16 protein-coding genes are annotated in these 20,426 nt (G+C 74.9%); 7 read left to right on the forward strand and 9 right to left on the reverse strand.

Features of this window, described 5'->3' with window-relative positions:
- Window positions 1-345 precede the first annotated feature (345 nt).
- The 6 genes from ACIQVD_RS32650 to ACIQVD_RS32675 form a co-directional block, all read right to left on the reverse strand.
- Window positions 346-1,158, reverse strand: coding sequence for a hypothetical protein (locus ACIQVD_RS32650; RefSeq protein WP_400692526.1), 813 nt, complete (start codon window positions 1,156-1,158; stop codon window positions 346-348).
- 68 nt (window positions 1,159-1,226) lie between these two features.
- A complete protein-coding gene (locus tag ACIQVD_RS32655; RefSeq protein ID WP_402292557.1) occupies window positions 1,227-2,540 on the reverse strand; it encodes a DUF58 domain-containing protein in 1,314 nt (437 codons plus the stop codon).
- A 68-nt stretch (window positions 2,541-2,608) separates the two neighbouring features.
- The gene (locus ACIQVD_RS32660; protein WP_400692532.1) at window positions 2,609-3,625 is read right to left on the reverse strand and encodes an AAA family ATPase; all 1,017 of its coding nucleotides are present in this window, start codon (window positions 3,623-3,625) and stop codon (window positions 2,609-2,611) included.
- The gene (locus tag ACIQVD_RS32665) at window positions 3,604-4,845 is read right to left on the reverse strand and encodes a DUF4350 domain-containing protein (protein WP_402292558.1); all 1,242 of its coding nucleotides are present in this window, start codon (window positions 4,843-4,845) and stop codon (window positions 3,604-3,606) included. The genes ACIQVD_RS32660 and ACIQVD_RS32665 overlap by 22 nt, the downstream gene beginning before the upstream one ends.
- Complete coding sequence (locus ACIQVD_RS32670) at window positions 4,842-5,519, reverse strand: DUF4129 domain-containing protein (RefSeq protein ID WP_402292559.1); 678 nt, start codon at window positions 5,517-5,519, stop codon at window positions 4,842-4,844. The genes ACIQVD_RS32665 and ACIQVD_RS32670 overlap by 4 nt, the downstream gene beginning before the upstream one ends.
- A 4-nt stretch (window positions 5,520-5,523) precedes the next feature.
- Entirely contained in the window at window positions 5,524-6,582 is a 1,059-nt protein-coding gene (locus ACIQVD_RS32675) for a glycerophosphoryl diester phosphodiesterase membrane domain-containing protein (RefSeq protein WP_402292560.1), read from the reverse strand.
- Window positions 6,583-6,807: 225 nt separating this feature from the next.
- Here ACIQVD_RS32675 and mtrA point away from each other — a divergent pair, with 225 nt between their 5' ends.
- The 3 genes from mtrA to ACIQVD_RS32690 are packed head-to-tail and all read left to right on the forward strand — an operon-like array spanning window position 6,808 to window position 11,445.
- Window positions 6,808-7,485 carry an MtrAB system response regulator MtrA gene (mtrA, locus tag ACIQVD_RS32680; RefSeq protein ID WP_030459579.1) on the forward strand — a complete coding sequence of 226 codons (678 nt, stop codon included), beginning with the start codon at window positions 6,808-6,810 and terminating at the stop codon, window positions 7,483-7,485.
- 2 nt (window positions 7,486-7,487) lie between these two features.
- Window positions 7,488-9,587, forward strand: a complete 2,100-nt coding sequence (gene mtrB / locus ACIQVD_RS32685; protein ID WP_402292561.1) for an MtrAB system histidine kinase MtrB — start codon at window positions 7,488-7,490, stop codon at window positions 9,585-9,587.
- On the forward strand, window positions 9,562-11,445 hold the full coding sequence (locus ACIQVD_RS32690; RefSeq protein ID WP_402292563.1) for an LpqB family beta-propeller domain-containing protein: 1,884 nt from the start codon (window positions 9,562-9,564) through the stop codon (window positions 11,443-11,445). The genes mtrB and ACIQVD_RS32690 overlap by 26 nt, the downstream gene beginning before the upstream one ends.
- Here the strand turns inward: ACIQVD_RS32690 and ACIQVD_RS32695 are convergent.
- The gene (locus ACIQVD_RS32695) at window positions 11,433-12,200 is read right to left on the reverse strand and encodes a ComF family protein (protein WP_402292564.1); all 768 of its coding nucleotides are present in this window, start codon (window positions 12,198-12,200) and stop codon (window positions 11,433-11,435) included. The genes ACIQVD_RS32690 and ACIQVD_RS32695 overlap by 13 nt on opposite strands.
- A gap of 369 nt (window positions 12,201-12,569) precedes the next feature.
- Here ACIQVD_RS32695 and hpf point away from each other — a divergent pair, with 369 nt between their 5' ends.
- Both hpf and ACIQVD_RS32705 read left to right on the forward strand, forming a co-directional pair.
- Complete coding sequence (gene hpf / locus ACIQVD_RS32700; RefSeq protein WP_400692553.1) at window positions 12,570-13,262, forward strand: ribosome hibernation-promoting factor, HPF/YfiA family; 693 nt, start codon at window positions 12,570-12,572, stop codon at window positions 13,260-13,262.
- Between the two features lie 260 nt (window positions 13,263-13,522).
- The gene (locus ACIQVD_RS32705) at window positions 13,523-14,248 is read left to right on the forward strand and encodes a response regulator transcription factor (protein ID WP_100838030.1); all 726 of its coding nucleotides are present in this window, start codon (window positions 13,523-13,525) and stop codon (window positions 14,246-14,248) included.
- Window positions 14,249-14,381: 133 nt separating this feature from the next.
- On the opposite strand, the gene ACIQVD_RS32710 is transcribed toward ACIQVD_RS32705, so the two are convergent.
- Window positions 14,382-15,593, reverse strand: coding sequence for a winged helix-turn-helix domain-containing protein (locus ACIQVD_RS32710; protein WP_402292565.1), 1,212 nt, complete (start codon window positions 15,591-15,593; stop codon window positions 14,382-14,384).
- Window positions 15,594-15,812: 219 nt separating this feature from the next.
- On the opposite strand from ACIQVD_RS32710, the gene secA reads away from it, so the two are divergent.
- A complete protein-coding gene (gene secA / locus ACIQVD_RS32715; protein ID WP_402292566.1) occupies window positions 15,813-18,593 on the forward strand; it encodes a preprotein translocase subunit SecA in 2,781 nt (926 codons plus the stop codon).
- 89 nt (window positions 18,594-18,682) lie between these two features.
- On the opposite strand, the gene ACIQVD_RS32720 is transcribed toward secA, so the two are convergent.
- Window positions 18,683-19,279: an Rv3235 family protein gene (locus tag ACIQVD_RS32720; RefSeq protein WP_402292567.1), complete on the reverse strand. Its 597-nt coding sequence runs from the start codon at window positions 19,277-19,279 to the stop codon at window positions 18,683-18,685.
- Between the two features lie 334 nt (window positions 19,280-19,613).
- Here ACIQVD_RS32720 and ACIQVD_RS32725 point away from each other — a divergent pair, with 334 nt between their 5' ends.
- Window positions 19,614-20,123, forward strand: a complete 510-nt coding sequence (locus ACIQVD_RS32725; protein WP_100838034.1) for a DUF6912 family protein — start codon at window positions 19,614-19,616, stop codon at window positions 20,121-20,123.
- The last annotated feature ends 303 nt before the right edge of the window (window positions 20,124-20,426 follow it).

The raw sequence follows: 20,426 nt of genomic DNA on the forward strand, positions 1-20,426 counted from the left end.
TGCAGGGGGGACCCTGTGGGAGAGTAGGACGCCGCCGAACAATCTTTCAAGAAAGGGCTCCAGCCTCACGGCTGGGGCCCTTTCTGCATTTCCGGGGACGTCGTAGGACATCGAGTCGAAGGTGAAGTCCTCCCGTCTGCCTTCGCCGGCGGGGAGTCGGAGCTAGTTCGGCGACGGGGGAGGCGGTCTCGTTCCAGATCGTGCGGTCGTTGTCGGCGGGGTCGCTGAGGCGCAGGTCTGCTTCGAGGTCGACCGGCAGGACGGTGAGTGGGGTGGAGCCCGCGGTCGGTTTCGGCACTCGGCGGGCCAGGTCGGGGAGGCCGAGGTGGTGGAAGGTGAGGTGGTTCATCGGGTGGGGAGGGTGTCGAGGGCGGCGTCGAGTTCGGCGAAGAGGGCGGTGGGGAAGGGCTGGCGGTGGCGGGTGGCGAGGGTGGTCCAGAGGCGTTGGCCGAGGGTGCTGGCGGCGCGCAGGGCGGTGGTGAGGGAGTGGGGGTCGGCGGGGGCGGTGGTGGCGCGGAGGTCGGCCGTGGTGGTGGGGGAGAGTTCGTGTTCGGCGGCGCGGGACGGGGTCAGCCAGTGGGCGGTGGAGTTCTCGGCGAGGCGGGCCATCCAGAGGAGGTGGCGGTGGGCGTGGCCGAGGGCGTCCCAGGCGCGGAGGTGTTCGCCGCGGGCGGTCAGGTGGTGGGCGAGGACCAGCCAGTTGGCGAGCGGGTCGCAGTGGCGGGCGATGACGTCGGGGTCGTCGGGGGCGGGGGCGCGGTGCCGGGGAAGGGCCGCCAGGACGGGGGCCAGGGCGCCGCTGCGGTCGACCAGGAGCATGCGGTCGACGGCGGCGCCGCGGGCGGGCCAGGTGGCGACGGTGGGGATGTCGTCGGCGGTGGCGAAGTGGAACTCGCCGCGGACCAGGCCGGGGAAGAAGGCCACGTGGGAGCCGAACTCGTTGAGCAGGACGTGGCTGGTCGGCGCGATGGCGGCGCACCACGCGGCCGGGTCGATCTCGGCGCGGCGGTGCGGGGTGAAGAACAGCCAGAACTCGATGTCGCTGTGGGCGTCCGCCTCGCCGGCGGCGAAGGAGCCGTACATCAGGGCGGCGTCCAGGCCGAGGTCGGCTTCGCAGGCGGTGCGGACGCGGGCGATCAGCTCTTCTTGGTACAGCACCCGGACATCCAAGCAACCGCGGTCGGGGGGCGGCAACGCGGTTTCCGGCGGGGGCGGGAGACGGGTCGTCAGAGGCGGCCGGCGGCCTTGAGGGCGAGGTAGGCGTCGGCGAGGGCGGGGGCGACGGTCTCGGGCGGGGCGTCCAGGACGGTGACGCCGCGGCGGGTGAGCAGGTCGGCGGTGCGGCGGCGGTCGGCGCGGGTCTGTTCGGCGGCGGCGGCGCCGTAGACGTCGCGGACGGTGGTGCGGGGGGCGCGGGCGAGTTCGTCCAGGCGGGGGTCGGCGACGGAGGCGAGGACGACCTCGTGGCGCTTGGTGAGGAGGGGGAGTCGGGGGAGCAGCGACTCCTGGATCTGGTGCGCGTCGAGGCCGGTGAGCAGGACGATCAGGGAGCGCTGCGGGGCCATCCGCAGGGCGGTGGAGGTGAGGGCGCGCAGGTCGGTCTCGATCAGGGCGGGTTCGAGCAGGGCCATCGCGTCGGTGAAGGCGGGGAGCACCTCGGCGGGGGAGCGTCCGGCGACGGCGGCGCGGCGGTGGCGGTCGTGGGCGAGCAGGTCGACCCGGTCGCCGGCCTTGGTGGCGAGGGCGGTGAGCAGCAGGGCGGCATCCAGGGCGGCGTCCAGGCGGGGGGCGTCGCCGACCCGGCCGGCGGAGGTGCGGCCGGTGTCGAGGACGATCAGGACGTGCCGGTCGCGTTCGGGGCGCCAGGTGCGGACGGCGACGGTGCTGCGGCGGGCGCTGGCGCGCCAGTCGATGGAGCGGACGTCGTCGCCGGGGAGGTACTCGCGCAGGGAGTCGAACTCGGTGCCCTGGCCGCGGGTCAGGACGGAGGTGCGGCCGTCGAGTTCGCGCAGCCGGGCGAGGCGGGAGGGGAGGTGCTTGCGGCTGGTGAAGGGCGGCAGGGCGCGGACGCGGCAGGGGGCGTCCAGGGTGGCCTGGCGGCCGGCCAGGCCGAGCGGGCCGAGCGAGCGGACGGTGACCTTGCCGGCGTGGTGGTCGCCGCGCCGGGTGGGGGCGAGCGGAGTGGTGAGGCGGTGGCGCTCGCCGGCGGGGACGGTGGCGGTGTGCCGGGAGGCGGCGTACGCGGTGCCGGGGGCCCAGGCGGCGGGGTACCAGGCGTCGCGGATCAGGGCGCGCAGCGGGCGGCCGGAGGGGTTGGTGACGAGCAGGTCGACGGTGGTGGGTTCGCCGAGGCGGACGGTGGGGGCGCCGGAGCGTTCCAGGCGCAGGCGGCGGACCGGGGCGGCGAGCAGCAGGTCGGCGGCGACGGCGGCGAGCAGGGGCAGCACGACCGCGCCGATGCCCGTCCAGGAGGGCAGGACCAGCCCCACCAGGAGGGCGCCGAGGGCGGCGATGAGGGCCGTTCGGCCGGTCAGGGCCATGGGGTGCTGGCTCGCTTTCTGGGGGTGGGGACGGCGGTGGGCCGGGGCGGGGCCCCGGCCCGGGCGGGCTACCGGGGCGCGGGCGTCTGGGCGAGGACGGCCTGGATGACGCTGTCGGCGGTGGTGCCCTCCATCTCGGCCTCGGCGCGCAGGTGGACGCGGTGGCGCAGGGTGGGCAGGGCGAGTGCCTTGACGTCGTCGGGGGTGACGTAGGCGCGGCCGGCCAGCCAGGCCCAGGCCCGGGAGGTGTTGAGCAGGGCGGTGGCGCCGCGCGGGGAGACGCCCATGGCGAGCGAGGGCGACTGCCGGGTGGCCCGGACCAGGTCGACGATGTAGGCGAGGACCTCGGGGGAGACGGTCAGCCCGGCGATCTCGGCGCGGGCGGCGGCCAGGTGCGCGGCGGTGGCGACGGGGCGGACGCCGGCCGCGGCGAGGTCGCGCGGGTCGAAGCCGTTGGCGTGCCGGGACAGGACCTGGAACTCCTGGTCGCGGGTGGGCAGCGGGAGGATCAGCTTGAGCAGGAAGCGGTCGAGCTGGGCCTCGGGCAGCGGGTAGGTGCCCTCGTACTCGACCGGGTTCTGGGTGGCGGCGACCAGGAACGGCTCGGGGAGCCTGCGGGGTTCGCCGTCGACGGTGACCTGGCGCTCCTCCATGGCCTCCAGCAGGGACGCCTGGGTCTTGGGCGGGGTGCGGTTGATCTCGTCGGCGAGCAGCAGGTTGGTGAAGACCGGGCCGGGCTGGAAGGAGAACTCGGCGGTGCGGGTGTCGTAGACCAGGGAGCCGGTGACGTCGCCGGGCATCAGGTCGGGGGTGAACTGGATGCGCTTGGTGCCCACGTCGAGGGCGGTGGCCAGGGTGCGCACCAGCAGGGTCTTGGCGACGCCGGGGACGCCCTCCAGCAGGACGTGGCCGCCGCAGAGCAGGGCCACGACGATGCCGGTGACGGCGGCGTCCTGGCCGACCACGGCCTTGGCGATCTCCTCGCGCAGGCCGGTGAGGGCGGCGCGGGCGTCGCCGGACCGGTCCGGGACGGTCTTGAGCAGCTGGTCGGTCACGGCTTCGGTCACGGCTGTCGTACCTGCCATTCCATGTCGTCGAGGTCGTCGGCGAGCCGCAGCAGCGCGGCGTCGTCGGTGGGGGCCGGGCCGTACAGCAGGTGCTGGAGGTCGGCGGCGGGGCGGCCGAGCCGGGCGGCGGCGGCCTCGGTGAGGGCGGCCGGGTCCGGGTCCCCGGTGGTGTGCGGGAGGCCGAGGGCGGCGGCGGCCCGGTGGCGGGCGGCGCGGCGCAGCGTCTCGGCGGCGTGGCCGCGGGCGTTCGCCCGGTGGTAGAGCCGGGCGCGGCCCTCGGTGGTCTCGGAGGCGCGGACCACGGCGGGCAGCCGTTCGGTGAGCACCGGGCCGAGGCGGCGGCCGCGCCAGAGGGCGGCGAGCAGGCCGGCCACGGCGAGTTGCAGGGTGCCCCAGTACCAGCCGGCGGGGATGAAGTCGCCCAGGGTCTTGGGCTGTTCGGGGGCGGCGTAGTCGTTCGGGCCGAGGGTCTGCCAGACCAGGTGCGGGTCGGCGCCGAGCAGGCCGAGGGCGAGTGCGGCGTTCCCCTCGTGGTCGAGCAGCCCGTTGGTGAGCGGGGCGCCGGTGCCCAGGGCGATCACCTGCTGGTCGCCGAGGGTGCGGCTGACCAGCAGGTGGTGTCCGGCCGCGGGGTAGCAGCCGGTGTCGCCGGGGCGTCCCTGGTAGCTCTGGCCGCCGAGGGTGGCGGTGCCGGCCCGGGCGGCCTCGGGCAGCGGGCAGGACGGGGCGACGGGGAGGGTGGCGCCGCTGCCGGAGAGGGCGTCGACGCCGGGGGCGAAGGCGTTCAGGGCCGGCTGGTCGGGGGCGATCAGGACGAGGCGGCTGCGGCGGCCGGGGGTGAGCGCGGCGAGGGCGGCGAGGTCGTGGTAGGCGAGTTCGCCGGGGCGGGTGAGAACGAGGGTGGTGTCGTCGGCGCGCAGGGCGGCGGCGAGTTCGGCGGGGCCGGCGGCGGTGCGGGAGTCGATGCCGTGCTGCCGCAGCAGCTGGTCGGCGGCGCGGGTGCCGTCGGGGTCGCCGGAGCGCGGGTCGAGCGGGTCGTAGGCGGAGCTGCCGGGGATGCCGGCGACCAGGGTGCCGACCAGGGCCAGGACCAGGGCGGCCAGCAGCCACCAGCGGGAGCGCCGCCACAGCGCGCCCGGGCGGGTGCGGGGTGCCGGCCGGGCGGGTCCGGCGGACGGCGGGCCGGCGGGCTCGTCGGCGGGCTCGGCGGTGGCGGGCGGCGGGGCGGTGGCGGTCATGCGGTTCCTCCGCCGGCCGGGACGGGCGTGGGGCGGGTGCGCCCGAGGGCGTGGTCGAGGTCGGCGAGCAGCCGGTAGGCGCGTTCGTCGGCGGGGTGGTCGCCGAACGCGATGTCGTCGAACAGCCGTGCCGCGGAGGCGAGTTCGGTGGCGTGTGGGGGCAGGGCGCGGCCTGCTTCGGCGGCGGCCTCGTCGGCGGTGCGGCCGGGCCGGGGGGAGAGCACGGTGCGTTCCTCCAGCCCGCGGACCAGGGCGCGCATCTGGTCGCGGACGGCGTCCGCCCAGGCGCCGGCGGCGGCGTGCGCGGCGGCGTCGGCGCGGTACCGGGCGGCGCTGCGCGGCCCTTCGGCGCCGGCGAACAGGGTGCCGGTGGAGCGGGCCGTCCGGCGGGGCGCGCCGTAGCGCCACCAGGCCAGGCCGGCCAGGGCCAGCAGGACGACCAGCAGCACGACGAGCGCGGCGTTGCCGCCGCCGCCGAGCGGTGCGGCGAAGCCGTCGAAGGCCCGGCCGATCCGGTTGCCGATCCAGTCCGTGACGCGTTCGACGACGCCGGGGTCGTGCTGGTGGTAGACGGCCTTGCGGAGCTCCTCGTGCGCGGCGTCGCGGGCCGCGTCGCGCGGTACGTCGACGGGGGCGCCGTTCGCGAGCAGCGCCCCCTCCCCCCTGGTCCCCATCCGGTCAGACTCCCGAGGGGGCGGGCGCGGCGGCCCGGTCGGGGCCGGGTCGGCCGGCGGCGCCGGTGAGTTCCAGGTCGAGCGCCTCGCGGCGGATCCGCCGGTCGGCGTAGACCAGGGCGAACAGGGCGCCGGCCAGCGGGACGGTGACGGTGTGGGCGAGGGTGCCGCCGACCGCGGTGACGGCGATGCCGACGGTGGCGTCGGTGTCGTCGCTGCCGAAGCCGTCGGACAGGCCGACGACCAGGTCGGCGACCAGCCGGCCGGGGACGAGCAGCACCTCGGTGAGGAAGTACAGGCAGATCGAGAACACCAGCAGCAGGGCGAAGACCCGCCACCAGGCGCCGCGGACCAGCCGCCAGGAGCGCTTGAGGGCGTGGCCGACGGACTGCTTCTCCAGCATCAGCGCGGGCAGGGCGAGCAGCAGCCGCACCGAGAGCCAGACCGCGGGCAGCGGGGCGAGGACCAGCAGGACCAGCCAGCCGGGCTGGTCGGTGGCGGCGGCCAGCAGGGCCAGCAGGCCGACCGGGACGGCGAGCGCGCCGATCAGGACGGCGGCCACCAGCAGGTACAGGCCGAGCAGCCGGCCGAGCCGGGGGCGGACCTGGGCCCAGGCCTCCCGGAGCGTGGTGTCCCGGCCGGTGAGGGCGTTGCCGACGACGGGGGCGAGCAGTCCGGCGGCCAGGATGCTGACCAGGGCGGCGACCGGGCGGGTGAAGAACGAGGAGAACGCCGCCTCGACGTCGGTGCCGTTGAGGTGGATCCACCAGTCGACGCCGGCCTGGACGAGTTCGACGACCACGCCGAGGCCCAGGCCGAGTCCGAACGCGGCCCGCCAGTTGCGGCGGACCAGCGCGAACGCGCCGTCCATCAGCTCGCCGAAGCCGAGCGGCCGCAGCGGGACCGGCGGGGTGCCCGGGAGGGCGGGGGCGGCCGTCGCCGGGGCGGGGGTCGCGGGGGCGCCGGGAGCGAGGGCGGCGGCGGGGGCCGGGTGGCCGGTTTCCGCGGTGCCGGGCGGTGGCTCAGGAGAACCGGGTGAGGTCCAGCCCGGGGTCTCGGTCATCGAGGCTCCTCGTCGGGGCACCCTGGCTCGGGTGCTTCGGGGTGCTTATCGTGCCACGGTGCGCACGCGCACCCCAGGGGTGTCCCGTTGCTGATCCACAACGGTCCGGCCGAGGGCCCCGGGTCACAACCTTTGCGATGGTATGACTGCTTCGGTGGGGGTCGGGGCGCGGGACGGCGGGGCCGTGCGGCGCAGGTCACATTCAGGTGATGAGAAGATGGAGACATGAAGGGACGCGTCCTCGTCGTCGATGACGACACCGCACTGGCCGAGATGCTCGGCATCGTGCTGCGGGGTGAAGGTTTTGAGCCGTTTTTCGTCGCTGACGGGGACAAGGCGCTGGCCGCCTTCCGGGAGACCAAGCCGGACCTCGTACTGCTGGACCTGATGCTGCCCGGACGGGACGGCATCGACGTCTGCCGGCAGATCCGGGCCGAGTCGGGCATCCCGATCGTCATGCTGACCGCGAAGACCGACACGGTCGACATCGTGGTCGGCCTGGAGTCGGGCGCGGACGACTACGTGACCAAGCCGTTCAAGCCCAAGGAACTGGTCGCCCGGGTGCGGGCCCGGCTGCGCCGGGCCGAGGAGCCCACTCCGGAGCAGCTGACCATCGGGGACCTGGTGATCGACGTCGCCGGGCACTCCGTCAAGCGCGAGGGCCGCGGCATCCCGCTGACCCCGCTGGAGTTCGACCTGCTGGTCGCGCTGGCCCGCAAGCCCTGGCAGGTGTTCACCCGCGAGGTGCTGCTGGAGCAGGTCTGGGGCTACCGGCACGCGGCCGACACCCGGCTGGTCAACGTCCACGTGCAGCGCCTGCGCTCCAAGATCGAGAAGGACCCGGAGCGTCCGGAGATCGTGGTCACCGTGCGCGGCGTCGGGTACAAGGCCGGGCCCAGCTGAGGATGAGCGAGGCGAGGGCTGACGACTCCCCGTCGGAGGAGCACTCCGGCGGGGAACACGCTGTGCGCGGCGACGTGCTGAGTTCCACCACCGGCCGGCCGCGCCGGCGGTGGTGGGCGGCGCTGTTCGCGCCGGTGGTCCGCCCGTTCCGGCACCCGGTGGGCCGGCTGCTGGCGCTGTACCGCCGCTCGATCCAGCTGCGGGTGGTCGCGATGACACTGCTGCTGTCCTTCGTGGTGGTGCTGGTGCTCGGCGTGGTGGTGGTCGCCCAGGTGCGCACCGGCCTGCTGGAGACCAAGCAGAAGTCCGCCCACGGGCAGGCCCTCGGCGGCTTCCAGATCGAGCAGGACAAGATCAACGAAGCGATCAACCTCCAGAACAAGGCCGGCGCCACCGCCGACCCGACCCGAGACCAGATCAACGCCTGGCTGACCAAGCAGGTCTCCGACCTGGCCTCCGGCGGCGCCGGCGTCTACTCGGTGATCGCGCTCGCCCCCGGCGGCCAGCAGGCCAGCGCCTCCAGCGCCGACCTGCGCGGCGCCCGCTACTCCGGCTCGATCCTGCCCGACTCGATCACCCCCGCGCTGCGCGCCCAGGTCGCCGCCGACCAGGCCAACCCGCAGGAGCAGCAGGTCAGGCTGCACCGCGCCCCGGACAGCCAGGCCAAGCCCGACGACGACAAGGGCCTGGCGATCGGCAAGCAGTTCACCGGCCCGGACGGCAACCCGTACCAGCTCTACTACGTCTTCTCCTTCTACCAGGAGACCTCCACCCTCAACCTGGTGATCGGCACCCTGGCCACCGCCGGGCTGTTCCTGGTGATCCTGCTCGGCTGCATCGCCTGGGTGGTGGTCCGCCAGGTCGTCACGCCGGTGCGGATGGCCGCCGGGATCTCCGAGCGGCTCGCCGCCGGGCACTTCGACGAGCGGATGAAGGTCACCGGCACCGACGACATCGCCCGCCTCGGCGAGTCGTTCAACCGGATGGCCAACGGCCTGCAGGCGCAGATCCGCAAGCTGGAGGAGCTGTCCCGGGTGCAGCGCCGGTTCGTCTCGGACGTCTCGCACGAGCTGCGGACCCCGCTGACCACCGTCCGGATGGCCGCCGACCTGATCTACGACAGCCGCGAGGACCTGGACCCGATGGCGGCCCGCTCCGCCGAGCTGCTCCAGGACCAGCTGGACCGCTTCGAGTCGCTGCTCGCCGACCTGCTGGAGATCAGCCGGTTCGACGCGGGTGCGGCGATCCTGGACGCCGAACCGGTCGACCTGCGGGACATCGTGACCCGGGTGGTGGAGGCCGCCGACCCGCTGGCCCGGGCCAAGGGCAGCGCGGTGCTGATCCGCGGTGCCGAGAACCCGGTGCTCGCCGAGGTCGACGGCCGCCGGATCGAGCGCATCCTGCGCAACCTGGTGGTCAACGCGCTGGAGCACGGCGAGGGCCGGGACGTGGTGATCCGGCTCGGCTCCGCCGAGGGCGCGGTCGCCGTCGGCGTGCGCGACTACGGCATCGGCCTCAAGCCGGGCGAGGCGTCCCGGGTGTTCCACCGCTTCTGGCGGGCCGACCCGTCCCGGGTGCGGACCACCGGCGGCACCGGCCTGGGCCTGTCCATCGCGGTCGAGGACGCCCACCTGCACGGCGGCTGGCTCCAGGCCTGGGGCGAGCCCGGCGGCGGCTCGCACTTCCGGCTGACCCTGCCGCGCACCCGCGGCGGCGAGATCTCCCGGGCCCCGTTCCGGCTGGAGCCGGAGGACTCCCGCTACAACCGCGGGATGTCCTCGGCCGGCGCCCCCTACCGGCGCACCGCGCGCGGCACGGCCGCGCTGTCCGGCGGCGAGTCCACCGCCGTCCCGGAGACCCCGGACACCGACCGGCACGCCTTCGGCTCCGGCCTCGGCGGCGTGCTCAGCATCGGCCCCGGCCTGGGCCGGCCCGCCGCCGCCCCGGTCTCCGACCCGTCGGACGTCACGGGCTACGGCGCCACCGGCGCGCAGATCGTGGTCGACCGGGCCCGGCCGACCCAGCCGGGCCCGCCCGCACCGGGCGGCGCCGACACCGACCAGGAGGGGACCGCCGGTGCGCAGGACCGACAGGACGGCTGACCGGCGGGTCCTCGCGGTGGGCTGGGCGGTGCTGCTGGCGACCGCCGCCACCGGCTGCGTCTCGATGCCCTCCGGCGGCGCCCCGCAGCGCCTGGAGGTCTCGCAGAACGCCGCCGACGCCCTCCAGGTGCACGTCTACCCCGTCGCCCCGCACAAGGGCGAGACCCCCCGGGACCTGCTGGCCGGCTTCCTGGACTCCTCCAACGCCGACCAGGCCGACTACGACACCGCCAAGCAGTACCTGACCGCCGTCGCGGCCCAGAACTGGAGGCCCGACGCGGGCGTGGTGGTGCTGGCCGGCGCCCCGAGCTCGCCCCTCGGCCTGCCCCCCGCGGAGAACACCGTCTCCGTCGAACTGCAGGTCACGGGCAAGCAGGTCGCCGCGCTCGACGCCAAGCACAGCTACCAGGCCCACTCCAACGACCCGTACGAGCAGACCTTCGTCTTCGTGAAGGAGTCCGACGGCCCGAACAAGGGCGAGTGGCGGATCAGCGACCTGCCCGACGGCCTGATCGTCGACCAGACCAACTTCAAGAACACCTACAAGCCGGTCCACCGCTACTTCTTCGCCCAGGCCGACCCCTCCGCCGCCCACCCGCAGACCTCCCCGGTGCTGGTGCCCGACCCGATCTACCTGCGCCGCCGAATAGACCCGCTCACCGAGGCCGCCCAGGCCACCGCCGACGGGCCCTCGCGCTGGCTCGGCCCGGTGGTGACCTCCAGGCTCGACGACGTCCGGGTGCTCGGCGCCTCGGTCGGCGAGAACCGGACGGCCACCGTCCGGCTGGAGGGCGGCGACCCGGCCGCCTGCAAGCAGATGGCCCAGCAGCTCTTCCAGACCCTGGCCGACCAGCAGAGCAAACTGGACCGGCTCGACCTGTCGATGACCGGCGGCGGCTGCTCGCTCAGCAGCGCCGAGGCCGCGCTGGTCGCCCCCGGCGTGCTGGCCGGCACCGACAACGGCGTCGCCGCGTACATCCAGCTCGACGACGGCCGGCTCACCCGCTACCAGGACACCGGCCTCGACCCGGTCCCCGTCCCCGGGGTGCTCGGGCAGGCCCCGCAGCCCGGCCAGTTCCGGCCCGGCAACGGTGCCGTCGCGGTCCGCCGGGACGGCGGCGCCGCCGCGGTGGTCGGCGCCGACGGCCGCGACCTGGTCGAGGCCGAGCTGGGCGACGGCGCCAAGTACGGCGAGCCGATCGTGCACAGCCGCGCCCCCCAGCCCGACCAGGGCCTGGCCTCGCCCAGCTGGGACGGGCGGCAGGACCTGTGGCTGGTCGACCGCGACCCGGCCGCGCCCAAGGTGCTGATGGTGCGCGACCGCACCGTCGTCCCGGTGCAGGTCGACGGGCTGGGCGGGCAGAGCGTGCAGTCGCTGCGGATCTCCTCCGACGGCACCCGGATCGCCCTGCTGGTCCGCCGCGGCGCCGGCCCGACCACCCTGCTGCTCGGCCTGGTCCAGCACGGCGGCACCGCGCAGCAGCCGACCGCCCGGATCACCGCGCTGCGCGACATCGCGCCGCAGCTGACCGAGGTCGCCGCCGTCTCCTGGGGCGACACCGACCAGCTGGTGGTGCTCGGCAAGGAGGCCGACCGGCTCCAGCAGCTGCACTTCCTGGGCACCGACGGCTCGCAGTCCACCGACTCCCCGCTCCAGGGCGGCGAGTCGATGACCGCGCTGTCCGCGACCGAGGCCCGGCTGCCGGCCGGCCCCAGCGGCTCGGTCGGTTCGGGCGGCCCGGCCGGTTCGGCCGTGCTGGCCTCCTCGGAGCGCGGCCTGTCGCTGCTCAAGGACAACCAGTGGCACGAGGTGCCCACCAAGGGGAAGGCCGCCACCGCGTTCGTCTACCCGGGCTGAGCCCGCCCGTGGCCCCGGCCTCCCCGGCCTCCCCGGTCCCGCCGGGCGGCGGCCGCGACGGTGGCGGCCGCCCGCGGCGGGCAGCCCGCCGCGCGCAGCGCCCGGGCCGCCTCGGCCAGGCTCGCCCCGGTGGTCACCAGGTCGTCCACCAGCACCAGCCGGTGCCCGGCCAGCCGCCGGGCGTCCCGGGCCGGCACGGCCAGCGCCCCGTCCAGGTTGCGGCGGCGCTCGGCGGCGCCCAGGCCCGCCTGGTCGGCCACCGGGCGGCTGTGCCGCAGCACCGGCGCGACCAGGGTGGCGACGCCGCCGCGGCGCAGTTCGCGGGCCGCGGCCTGGGCCAGCCGCAGCGTCGGGTCGTGGCCGCGGGCCCGGGTGGCGGACCGGGCCGAGGGCACCGGCACCAGCAGCAGCGGGGCGGCGCCCGCGCCGGTCGCGGAGCGCACGGCGGCGGCCAGCGCGGTGCCCAGCGGGGCGGCCAGCCGGAGCGCGCCGCGTTCCTTGTGGGCGAGCAGCAGTTGGCGCACCGGCCCGGCGTAGCGGGCGGCGGCGTGCACCGGCGGCAGCCCGGGCGGCGGCCGGTGCGGCCCGGCCGGCCCGGCGGCGGCGCCGTCCAGCAGCGCGCGGCAGGGCGGGCACAGGCCGGTGAGGCCGCTTCCGCAGCCGGCGCAGCGGGCGGGGAGCAGCAGGTCGAGCAGGGCGGCGAGGACCGGGGCCGGACCGGATCCGGCCTGGTGGGCGGTGCTGCGGCTGGTCACGGAACCCCTCCGGAACGCCCGCCGGGCGGCGGCATCAGCCATACGGTGGGCGGTGCCGGGCGTGTTGTCCAGCCGTTCGCCGGTGTTTCACCCGTAGGTGGGTAGACAGGGGGGAACAGCCGGGCCGCCGGCCGGACCTCGTTACGGTCGTCCGACTGGGGAGGCGAGATCCCCGCGTCAGGTGTTGCATGAGGTTTCCAGGGGTTTCGAATTCTCCTGGTGGGGAGGAAGTGAGGTAAGGGCCGGTGGTCCTCGCGGGTTCCCCGGGCGGTGTCCTGGGGGGCGGGCGGTGACCGACTGGTCCGGCTGGGTCTCACGCCGGTTCGGGACGCACTCCGAGCCGGTCAGCACGAGGGATCGGAGTTCTGCGTGGACATCGTCGTCAAGGGCCGCAAGACCGAGGTGCCCAAGAGGTTCCGCGAGCACGTGGCCGAGAAGCTGGAGAAGGTCCAGAAGTTCGACACCAAGGCGATCAGCCTGGATGTCGAGGTGTCCAAGGAGCCCAACCCGCGCCAGGCCGACCGCGCCGACCGGGTGGAGATCACCCTCCGCAGCCGGGGCCCGGTGATCCGGGCCGAGGCGTCCGCCAGCGACCCGTGGGCGGCGCTGGACCTCGCCTCCGCGAAGTTGGAGGCGCAGCTGCGCAAGTCCGCCGACCGCCGCCGGGTGCACAAGGGCGGGGTCAACGGGCGGACGCCGCTCAGCGTCGCCGCGGCGACCGCCGCGCTGGCCGACCTGCCCGCCGCCGAGGCCGCCCCGGAGACCGACGGCGCGGCCCGCCGGACCGTGGCGGGCAGCCTGGAGGTGGAGGGCGACGGGCCGCTGGTGGTCCGCGAGAAGACCCACGCCGCGGCGCCGATGTCGCTGGACCAGGCGCTGTACGCGATGGAGCTGGTGGGCCACGACTTCTACCTCTTCCAGGAGAAGGACAGCGGCCTGCCGAGCGTGGTCTACCGCCGGCACGGCTACCACTACGGCGTGATCCACCTCAAGGAGGACCAGGCCGCCGCCGCGGACGTCGCGGGGGCGGGCGGCGCGATCAACGGGCCCGACGAGGAGTAGGCGGACTGACGGCGGGCCCCGCCCGCGGCCGGAGCACCACGGTGGCCCCGGCGGCCCTCCCGGCCGCCGGGGCCGCCGGCGCGTGCGGGAGGCCGCCGGCGCGTGCGGGGGCCGCCGGTGCGGCCGCCGGGACGGGCGGGGCGGGCGGGACGGACGGGGTCACCCAGCCGGGCGGTTCGACGGCGCAGGGTGATCGCGGCGGGTCCGGGCCGTGGAATGATGGGCGCGTCGGACGTGACCGGAGGGCGGGGGAGGAGCGGATGGCGGAGCTTTCGCGCGAGGGGCTGGGGCCCGAGGACGCCGGCTTCCCGCCGCGCCGGGAGGAGCCGATCCGGGTGCTGGTGGTGGACGACCACGCGCTGTTCCGCCGCGGCCTGGAGATCGTGCTCGCCGAGGAGCCGGACATCCGGGTGATCGGCGAGGCCGGGGACGGCGCGGAAGCCGTGCTGAAGGCCGCCGACCTGCTGCCGGACATCATCCTGATGGACGTCCGGATGCCCCGGCGCAGCGGCATCGAGGCGTGCACCGCGATCAAGGACGTGGTGCCCAGCGCCAAGATCATCATGCTGACGATCAGCGACGAGGAGGCCGACCTCTACGAGGCGATCAAGGCGGGGGCCACCGGCTACCTGCTGAAGGAGATCTCCACCGACGAGGTGGCCACCGCGATCCGCGCGGTGGCCGACGGGCAGTCGCAGATCAGCCCGTCGATGGCGGCCAAGCTGCTGACCGAGTTCAAGTCGATGATCCAGCGCCGCTCGGACGACCGGGAGCTGCTGCCCGCGCCCCGGCTGACCGACCGGGAGCTGGAGGTGCTCAAGCTGGTGGCCACCGGGATGAACAACCGGGAGATCGCCAAGGAGCTGTTCATCAGCGAGAACACGGTGAAGAACCACGTGCGCAACATCCTGGAGAAGCTCCAACTGCACTCCAGGATGGAGGCGGTGGTGTACGCGATGCGTGAGAAGATCCTCGAAATAGGCTGAGCGCGAGCCGGGAACGGCCGTCGGACCCGACCGGGCCCGGCGGCCGTCGCCGTTCGGCCGCGCAGCCGTTCGGCCCGGCGTCCGTTCGGCCCGGCGTCCGTTCGGCCGGGCGGCGGCTCGGCCCGGCCGCGGCTCAGCCCAGCAGCCGTTCCAGCTCCGGCCGCAGCGACTCGTCCGCCAGCCGCTCCACCCGGACGTCCGAGCAGCCCACCCAGTCGGCGGCCTCGCGCAGCGCCTCGGCCAGCGCGGGGACGAACTTCGGTGCGTCCAGCGAGACCTGACGGGCCACCAGGGTGCCGCCCTCGCGGGCCGGGTCGACCCGGCCGACCAGCCGGCCGGCGGCCAGCAGCGGCATCGCGAAGTAGCCGTGCACCCGCTTGTGCTTGGGGGTGTACGCCTCCAGGCGGTGGCTCATGCCGAAGATCCGCTCGGTGCGCGGGCGGTCCCAGACCAGCGAGTCGAACGGGGAGAGCAGGGTGGTGCGGTGGCGCCCGCGCGGCTCCGCGGCCAGCGCCGCCGGGTCGGCCCAGGCGGGGGCGCCCCAGCCCTCCACCTCGACCGGGACCAGGCCCGACTCCGGGAGCGCGGCGGCCAGTTGGGCGCCCTTGAGGCGGTGGTAGTCCATCAGGTCGGCCCGGGTGGCCACGCCCAGCGCGGCCCCGGCCTGCGCCACCAGCCGCACCAGGCACTCGGCGTCGGTCGGGTCCTGCCCGAACAGCTCGGCCGGGACGGCCCGTTCGGCCAGGTCGTAGACCCGCTTCCAGCCGCGCCGCTCGGTGACCACCACGTCACCGAAGGCGAGCGCGCGCTCCACGGCGATCTTGGTGTCGGACCAGTCCCACCACTCGGAGGTCCGCTTGGCGCCGCCGAGCGCGGTGGAGGTCAGCGGGCCCTCGGCGCGCAGCTGGTCGATCACCCGGGCGTACGCCTCCGGCGGGACCTGGTGGCCCCAGACCCGGCCCTTGTCCCGGTAGGCGCGGCGGCGGAACGCGAACAGCGGCCACTCCTCGATCGGCAGCACGCAGGCCGCGTGCGACCAGTACTCGAAGGCGGTGCCCCGACCCCAGTACGCCTGCTCGACCGGGCGGCGGCCGACCGCGCCGAGCCGGGCGTACGGCACCAGCTCGTGCGAGCGGGCCAGCACCGAGATGGTGTCCAGCTGGACGGCGCCGAGCTGCCGCAGCACGCCCTGCGGGCCGGAGCGGCGGTCGGGGGAGCCGAGCAGGCCCTGGGCGCGCAGCGCGAGCCGGCGGGCGTGGTCGGCGGTGATCCGGACGGCGGGCGCGGGCGTCGCGGCGGCCGCGGCGGAGGTTTCGGAGAACGTCTCGGCAAAGGTCTCGGCCATGGGGCGAGGCTAGGCGCAGGCACTGACAACCGGCCGTCGGCGAACCGCTTTGACCGTTTGGACCCGGCATCGGACGATGTGCTCCCAGGGGTGACACAGGAATACCGTGCTGACGGACCTCCCGGCCGCTCGGACTCCTCGCATACGATGGCCCGTACGGTGGGGTGGACTCCCCACCGGCAGTCATCCAGAGCCGAATGAGGCAAGGAGCCCGCTCACGTGTCCGTCTTCGACAAGATCCTGCGCGCAGGCGAGGGCAAGATCCTCCGCAAACTGCAGCGGATTGCCGCCCAGGTCAACTCGATCGAAGAGGACTTCGTCAACCTCACCGACGAAGAGCTGCGCGCGCTGACCGACGAGTACAAGACCCGCCTGGCCGACGGCGAGAGCCTCGACGACATCCTCCCCGAGGCGTTCGCGACCGTCCGCGAGGCCGCCAAGCGCGTCCTGGGACAGCGCCACTACGACGTGCAGATCATGGGCGGCGCCGCCCTGCACTACGGGCACGTCGCGGAGATGCGCACCGGCGAGGGCAAGACCCTGGTCGGCACCCTGCCCGCGTACCTGAACGCGCTGACCGGCAAGGGCGTGCACCTGATCACCGTCAACGACTACCTCGCCGAGCGCGACTCGGAGTGGATGGGCCGGGTGCACCGCTTCCTGGGCCTGGAGGTCGGCGTGATCCTGGCGAACATGTCGCCGGCCGAGCGCAAGCGCCAGTACGGGATGGACATCACGTACGGCACCAACAACGAGTTCGGCTTCGACTACCTGCGCGACAACATGGCGTGGTCGCAGGACGAACTGGTGCAGCGCGGCCACAACTTCGCGATCGTCGACGAGGTCGACTCGATCCTGATCGACGAGGCCCGCACCCCGCTGATCATCTCGGGCCCGGCGGACCAGGCCACCAAGTGGTACAACGACTTCGCCAAGCTGGTGCAGCGCCTCAAGATCGACCGCGACTACGAGGTCGACGAGAAGAAGCGCACCGTCGGCATCCTGGAGGAGGGCGTCTCCCGGGTCGAGGACTACCTGGGCATCGACAACCTCTACGAGTCGGTGAACACCCCGCTGGTCGGCTTCCTGAACAACGCCATCAAGGCCAAGGAGCTCTACAAGGCGGACAAGGACTACGTCGTCATCAACGGCGAGGTCATGATCGTCGACGAGCACACCGGCCGCATCCTGGCCGGCCGCCGCTACAACGAGGGCATGCACCAGGCGATCGAGGCCAAGGAAGGCGTCGAGGTCCAGAACGAGAACCAGACGCTGGCCACCATCACCCTGCAGAACTTCTTCCGCCTGTACGACAAGCTGTCCGGCATGACCGGTACCGGCACCACCGAGGCGGCCGAGTTCCACCAGATCTACAAGCTCGGCGTGGTCCCGATCCCGACCAACAAGAACCCCAAGCGGATCGACCAGCCCGACCTGATCTACAAGTCCGAGCCGGCCAAGTTCGCCGCCGTGGTCGAGGACATCGCCGACCGCCACGAGAAGGGCCAGCCGGTCCTGGTCGGCACCGTCTCGGTCGAGAAGTCCGAGTACCTGTCGCAGGAGCTGCGCAAGCGCGGCATCCCGCACGAGGTGCTGAACGCCAAGCACCACGAGCGCGAGGCGCAGATCGTCGCCCAGGCCGGCCGCAAGGGCGCCGTCACCGTCGCCACCAACATGGCCGGCCGCGGCACCGACATCATGCTCGGCGGCAACCCCGAGCACCTGGCCGCCGCCGAGCTGGCCCAGCGCGGCATCACCCCGGAGGAGACCCCGGAGGAGTACGAGGCCGCGCTGCCGGCCGCGATGGAGAAGGCCAAGGCCGCGGTCAAGGCGGAGCAGGAGGAGGTGCAGGAGATCGGCGGCCTGTACGTCCTGGGCACCGAGCGGCACGAGTCCCGCCGGATCGACAACCAGCTGCGCGGCCGCTCCGGCCGCCAGGGCGACCCGGGCGAGTCCCGGTTCTACCTGTCGCTGGGCGACGACCTGATGCGCCTGTTCAAGGCCGGCATGGTCGAGCGCGTGCTGTCGATGGCGAACGTCCCGGAGGACGTGCCGATCGAGTCGAAGATGGTCACCCGCGCCATCGCCTCCGCGCAGACCCAGGTCGAGCAGCAGAACTTCGAGATCCGCAAGAACGTCCTCAAGTACGACGAGGTCCTCAACCGCCAGCGCGAGGTCATCTACGGCGAGCGCCGCCGCGTCCTGGAGGGCGAGGACCTCCAGGAGCAGGTCGGCCACTTCATGGACGACACCGTCGCCGCGTACGTCAACGCCGCCACCGGCGAGGGCTTCGAGGACGACTGGGACCTCGACAAGCTGTGGACCGCGCTCAAGCAGCTCTACCCGGTCTCGCTCGACCTGGACGAGCTGGAGGAGGAGGCCGCGGACCAGGGCGGTCTCACCCCCGAGTACCTCACCAAGGTCATCCAGGAGGACATCGCCGCCGCGTACGGCCGCCGCGAGGACCAGCTCGGCGAGCAGATCATGCGCGAGCTGGAGCGCCGGGTCGTCCTCTCGGTGCTGGACCGCCGCTGGCGCGAGCACCTCTACGAGATGGACTACCTCCAGGAGGGCATCGCGCTGCGCGCCTACGCCCAGCGCGACCCGCTGGTCGAGTACCAGCGCGAGGGCTTCGACCTGTTCTCCGCGATGATGGAGGGCATCAAGGAGGAGTCCGTCGGCTACCTGTTCAACCTGGAGGTCCAGGTCGAGCAGCAGGTCGAGGAGGTCCCGGTCCCGGACGACGAGCAGGTGCTGCTCGACAAGCTGGAGAAGGACGCCGCCGTCCCGGCCGCCCGCCCGGAGATCCGCGCCAAGGGCCTGGAGGCCCCCGAGCGCAAGAAGCTCCACTACATCGCCCCGTCCGACCAGGTCGGCGGCGGCGTGATCGAGGGCGACTTCGAGGAGGACGGCCCGCTGGACGAGGGCGACGGCCTGACCCGCGCCGAGCGCCGCAAGGCCGCCAAGGCGGCGAAGGGCGGCCGGCGCCGCAAGGCCTGAGCCCGGACCCGCATCCGCACCGGCTGCCGCTTCCGCTGCACGGGGCGCCGCTTCCTCCGGGGGGCGGCGCCCCGCCGCGTTCCCGGGCCTCATCCGGTCTCCACGGCGGCGCACTGCCACTGGCCGGTGCGGGTGTGCCGCTCCAGCCGGAAGGCCAGCAGGTGGTGCCGGGGGCCGAGCTCCACCCGTACGCACGCCTCCACCGCGCCCGGGCCCGGCGCGCAGTCGTGCACCCGGCCCAGCCGCGGACGCTGGGTGCGGCCGCGCGGGCGCAGCGGGCCGGTCCGGACCAGCGCCGCGAGCTGGTGGAAGCCCGGCAGTGTGGTGTGCCGCTGCAACTGGTGCACCGGGCGGGCCCCGCACAGCACCTCCACCAGCCGGTGCGCGAACCGCCCCGCGAGCTCGGCGTGCCCGCTGCTGCCGGGCGCGGCCGTCCGGGGCCGGTACGGCGGGCGGGGCCCGTCGCAGGCCGCGCGCGGGCTGCGGACCGGGCGGGGGCCGTCACCGGCCGGGTGGGGGTGCGGGGACGGGTGCGGGTGCGGGGACGGGTGTGCGGGCGCGGCCGGGGACGGGGTCGGGTGGGGGTGGCGGACCGGCCGGCGGGTGGCGGGGGCGGGGCGGACCAGTGGACGGATCCGGGGGCCGGGCGTCCGGGTGAGCTGCTGCTCGGTCATCTGCTCGGTCATCGTGGCCCTCTCGGTGGCGGGAGTGTCAGTGGCAGTGATGCTGCCGGGGCCTTTGCTACCGGGCGGGCGGAGGGCGGGCCAAGGGGTTTCCGGCGGCTGCGGCGGCGCCCGGAAATCCACCCGTACGGGTGGCGGCCCGTCGGGCGCAACGGTGGCGCGGCCGGTGCCGGGGCGCGGAGTTGACGGCGGCTCGGGCAGCGGAACGGCCCGTAGGGGGACGTCGGCGGTGACCTGATCGGCGCAGGGGCCGGGCGCCGGAGGGCCATCGCGGGCCGCCCGGCGGGCTGCGTATTCTTGACCCGTCGCACAGTGAGACCGTCAGAAGGGTGCCCCGATGCGCGTGTACGTGCCGACCACGTTGAAGGACCTGGCGGTGGCGCACCCCGAGGGCGTCCTGGAGCAGAGCGTCGCCTACGCCGTGACGCCCGCGCTGCGCGAGTGGTACGTCAGCGACGACCTGGAGGAGCTGGAGTACGCGGCCCTCAACCGGGCGGCGCTCTCCTCGGTCCGGCTGCTGGCCGCCGACCCGGACGCCCCGCGCCGCCGGGTGGTGCTGGCCGTCGAGGTCGCCGACTCGGCGGTGACGCCTTTCCCCGGCGACGAGTACCAGGACCAGGCCTCGCTCGGCCGGGTCGTCCTGGCCGGCCCGATCCGCCTCGCCAAGGCCGCCGCGGTCCACGCCGACGACACCGACCCGGACGTCCTGGCCGACGTGACGGCCGCCGCCGGCGCGGTCACCGCCGCGGACGGCGGCGACCAGGACGCGCAGTTCACCGTCGACGGCGCGGAGGACCACGAACTGCTCTGGTTCGCGATCCAGGAGATCCCCGGCCTGATCGCCTGACCGCCCGACCCCGCACCACCCGAAGACCCCGCCACGGCCCCGGCCGTGGCGGGGTCTCCGCGTTGCGGGCCAGGTCGGGGTGGGACGGGCCTGCGGCGCTCCACGGGACGGGTTCAGCGCCGCCCGGCGGGCTCGCCACCGGGGCAGCGGGGCGCCGGGGCAGGTCGCCGGGGCGGGGCCTTCGGCGACCCCGGGCGCGGGCGGTTGTCGGCGGTGCCGGGGGTGGGTCTTGCCGCGGGCGTGGCTGTCGAGGGCGGGGGCCGGCGCTCGTTGGGGGTCGGTGGACGGCCTTCCGGGCGGGTG

It is taken from the genome of Kitasatospora sp. NPDC090308 (assembly GCF_044769485.1).
Taxonomy (GTDB): Bacteria; Actinomycetota; Actinomycetes; order Streptomycetales; family Streptomycetaceae; genus Kitasatospora; species Kitasatospora fiedleri.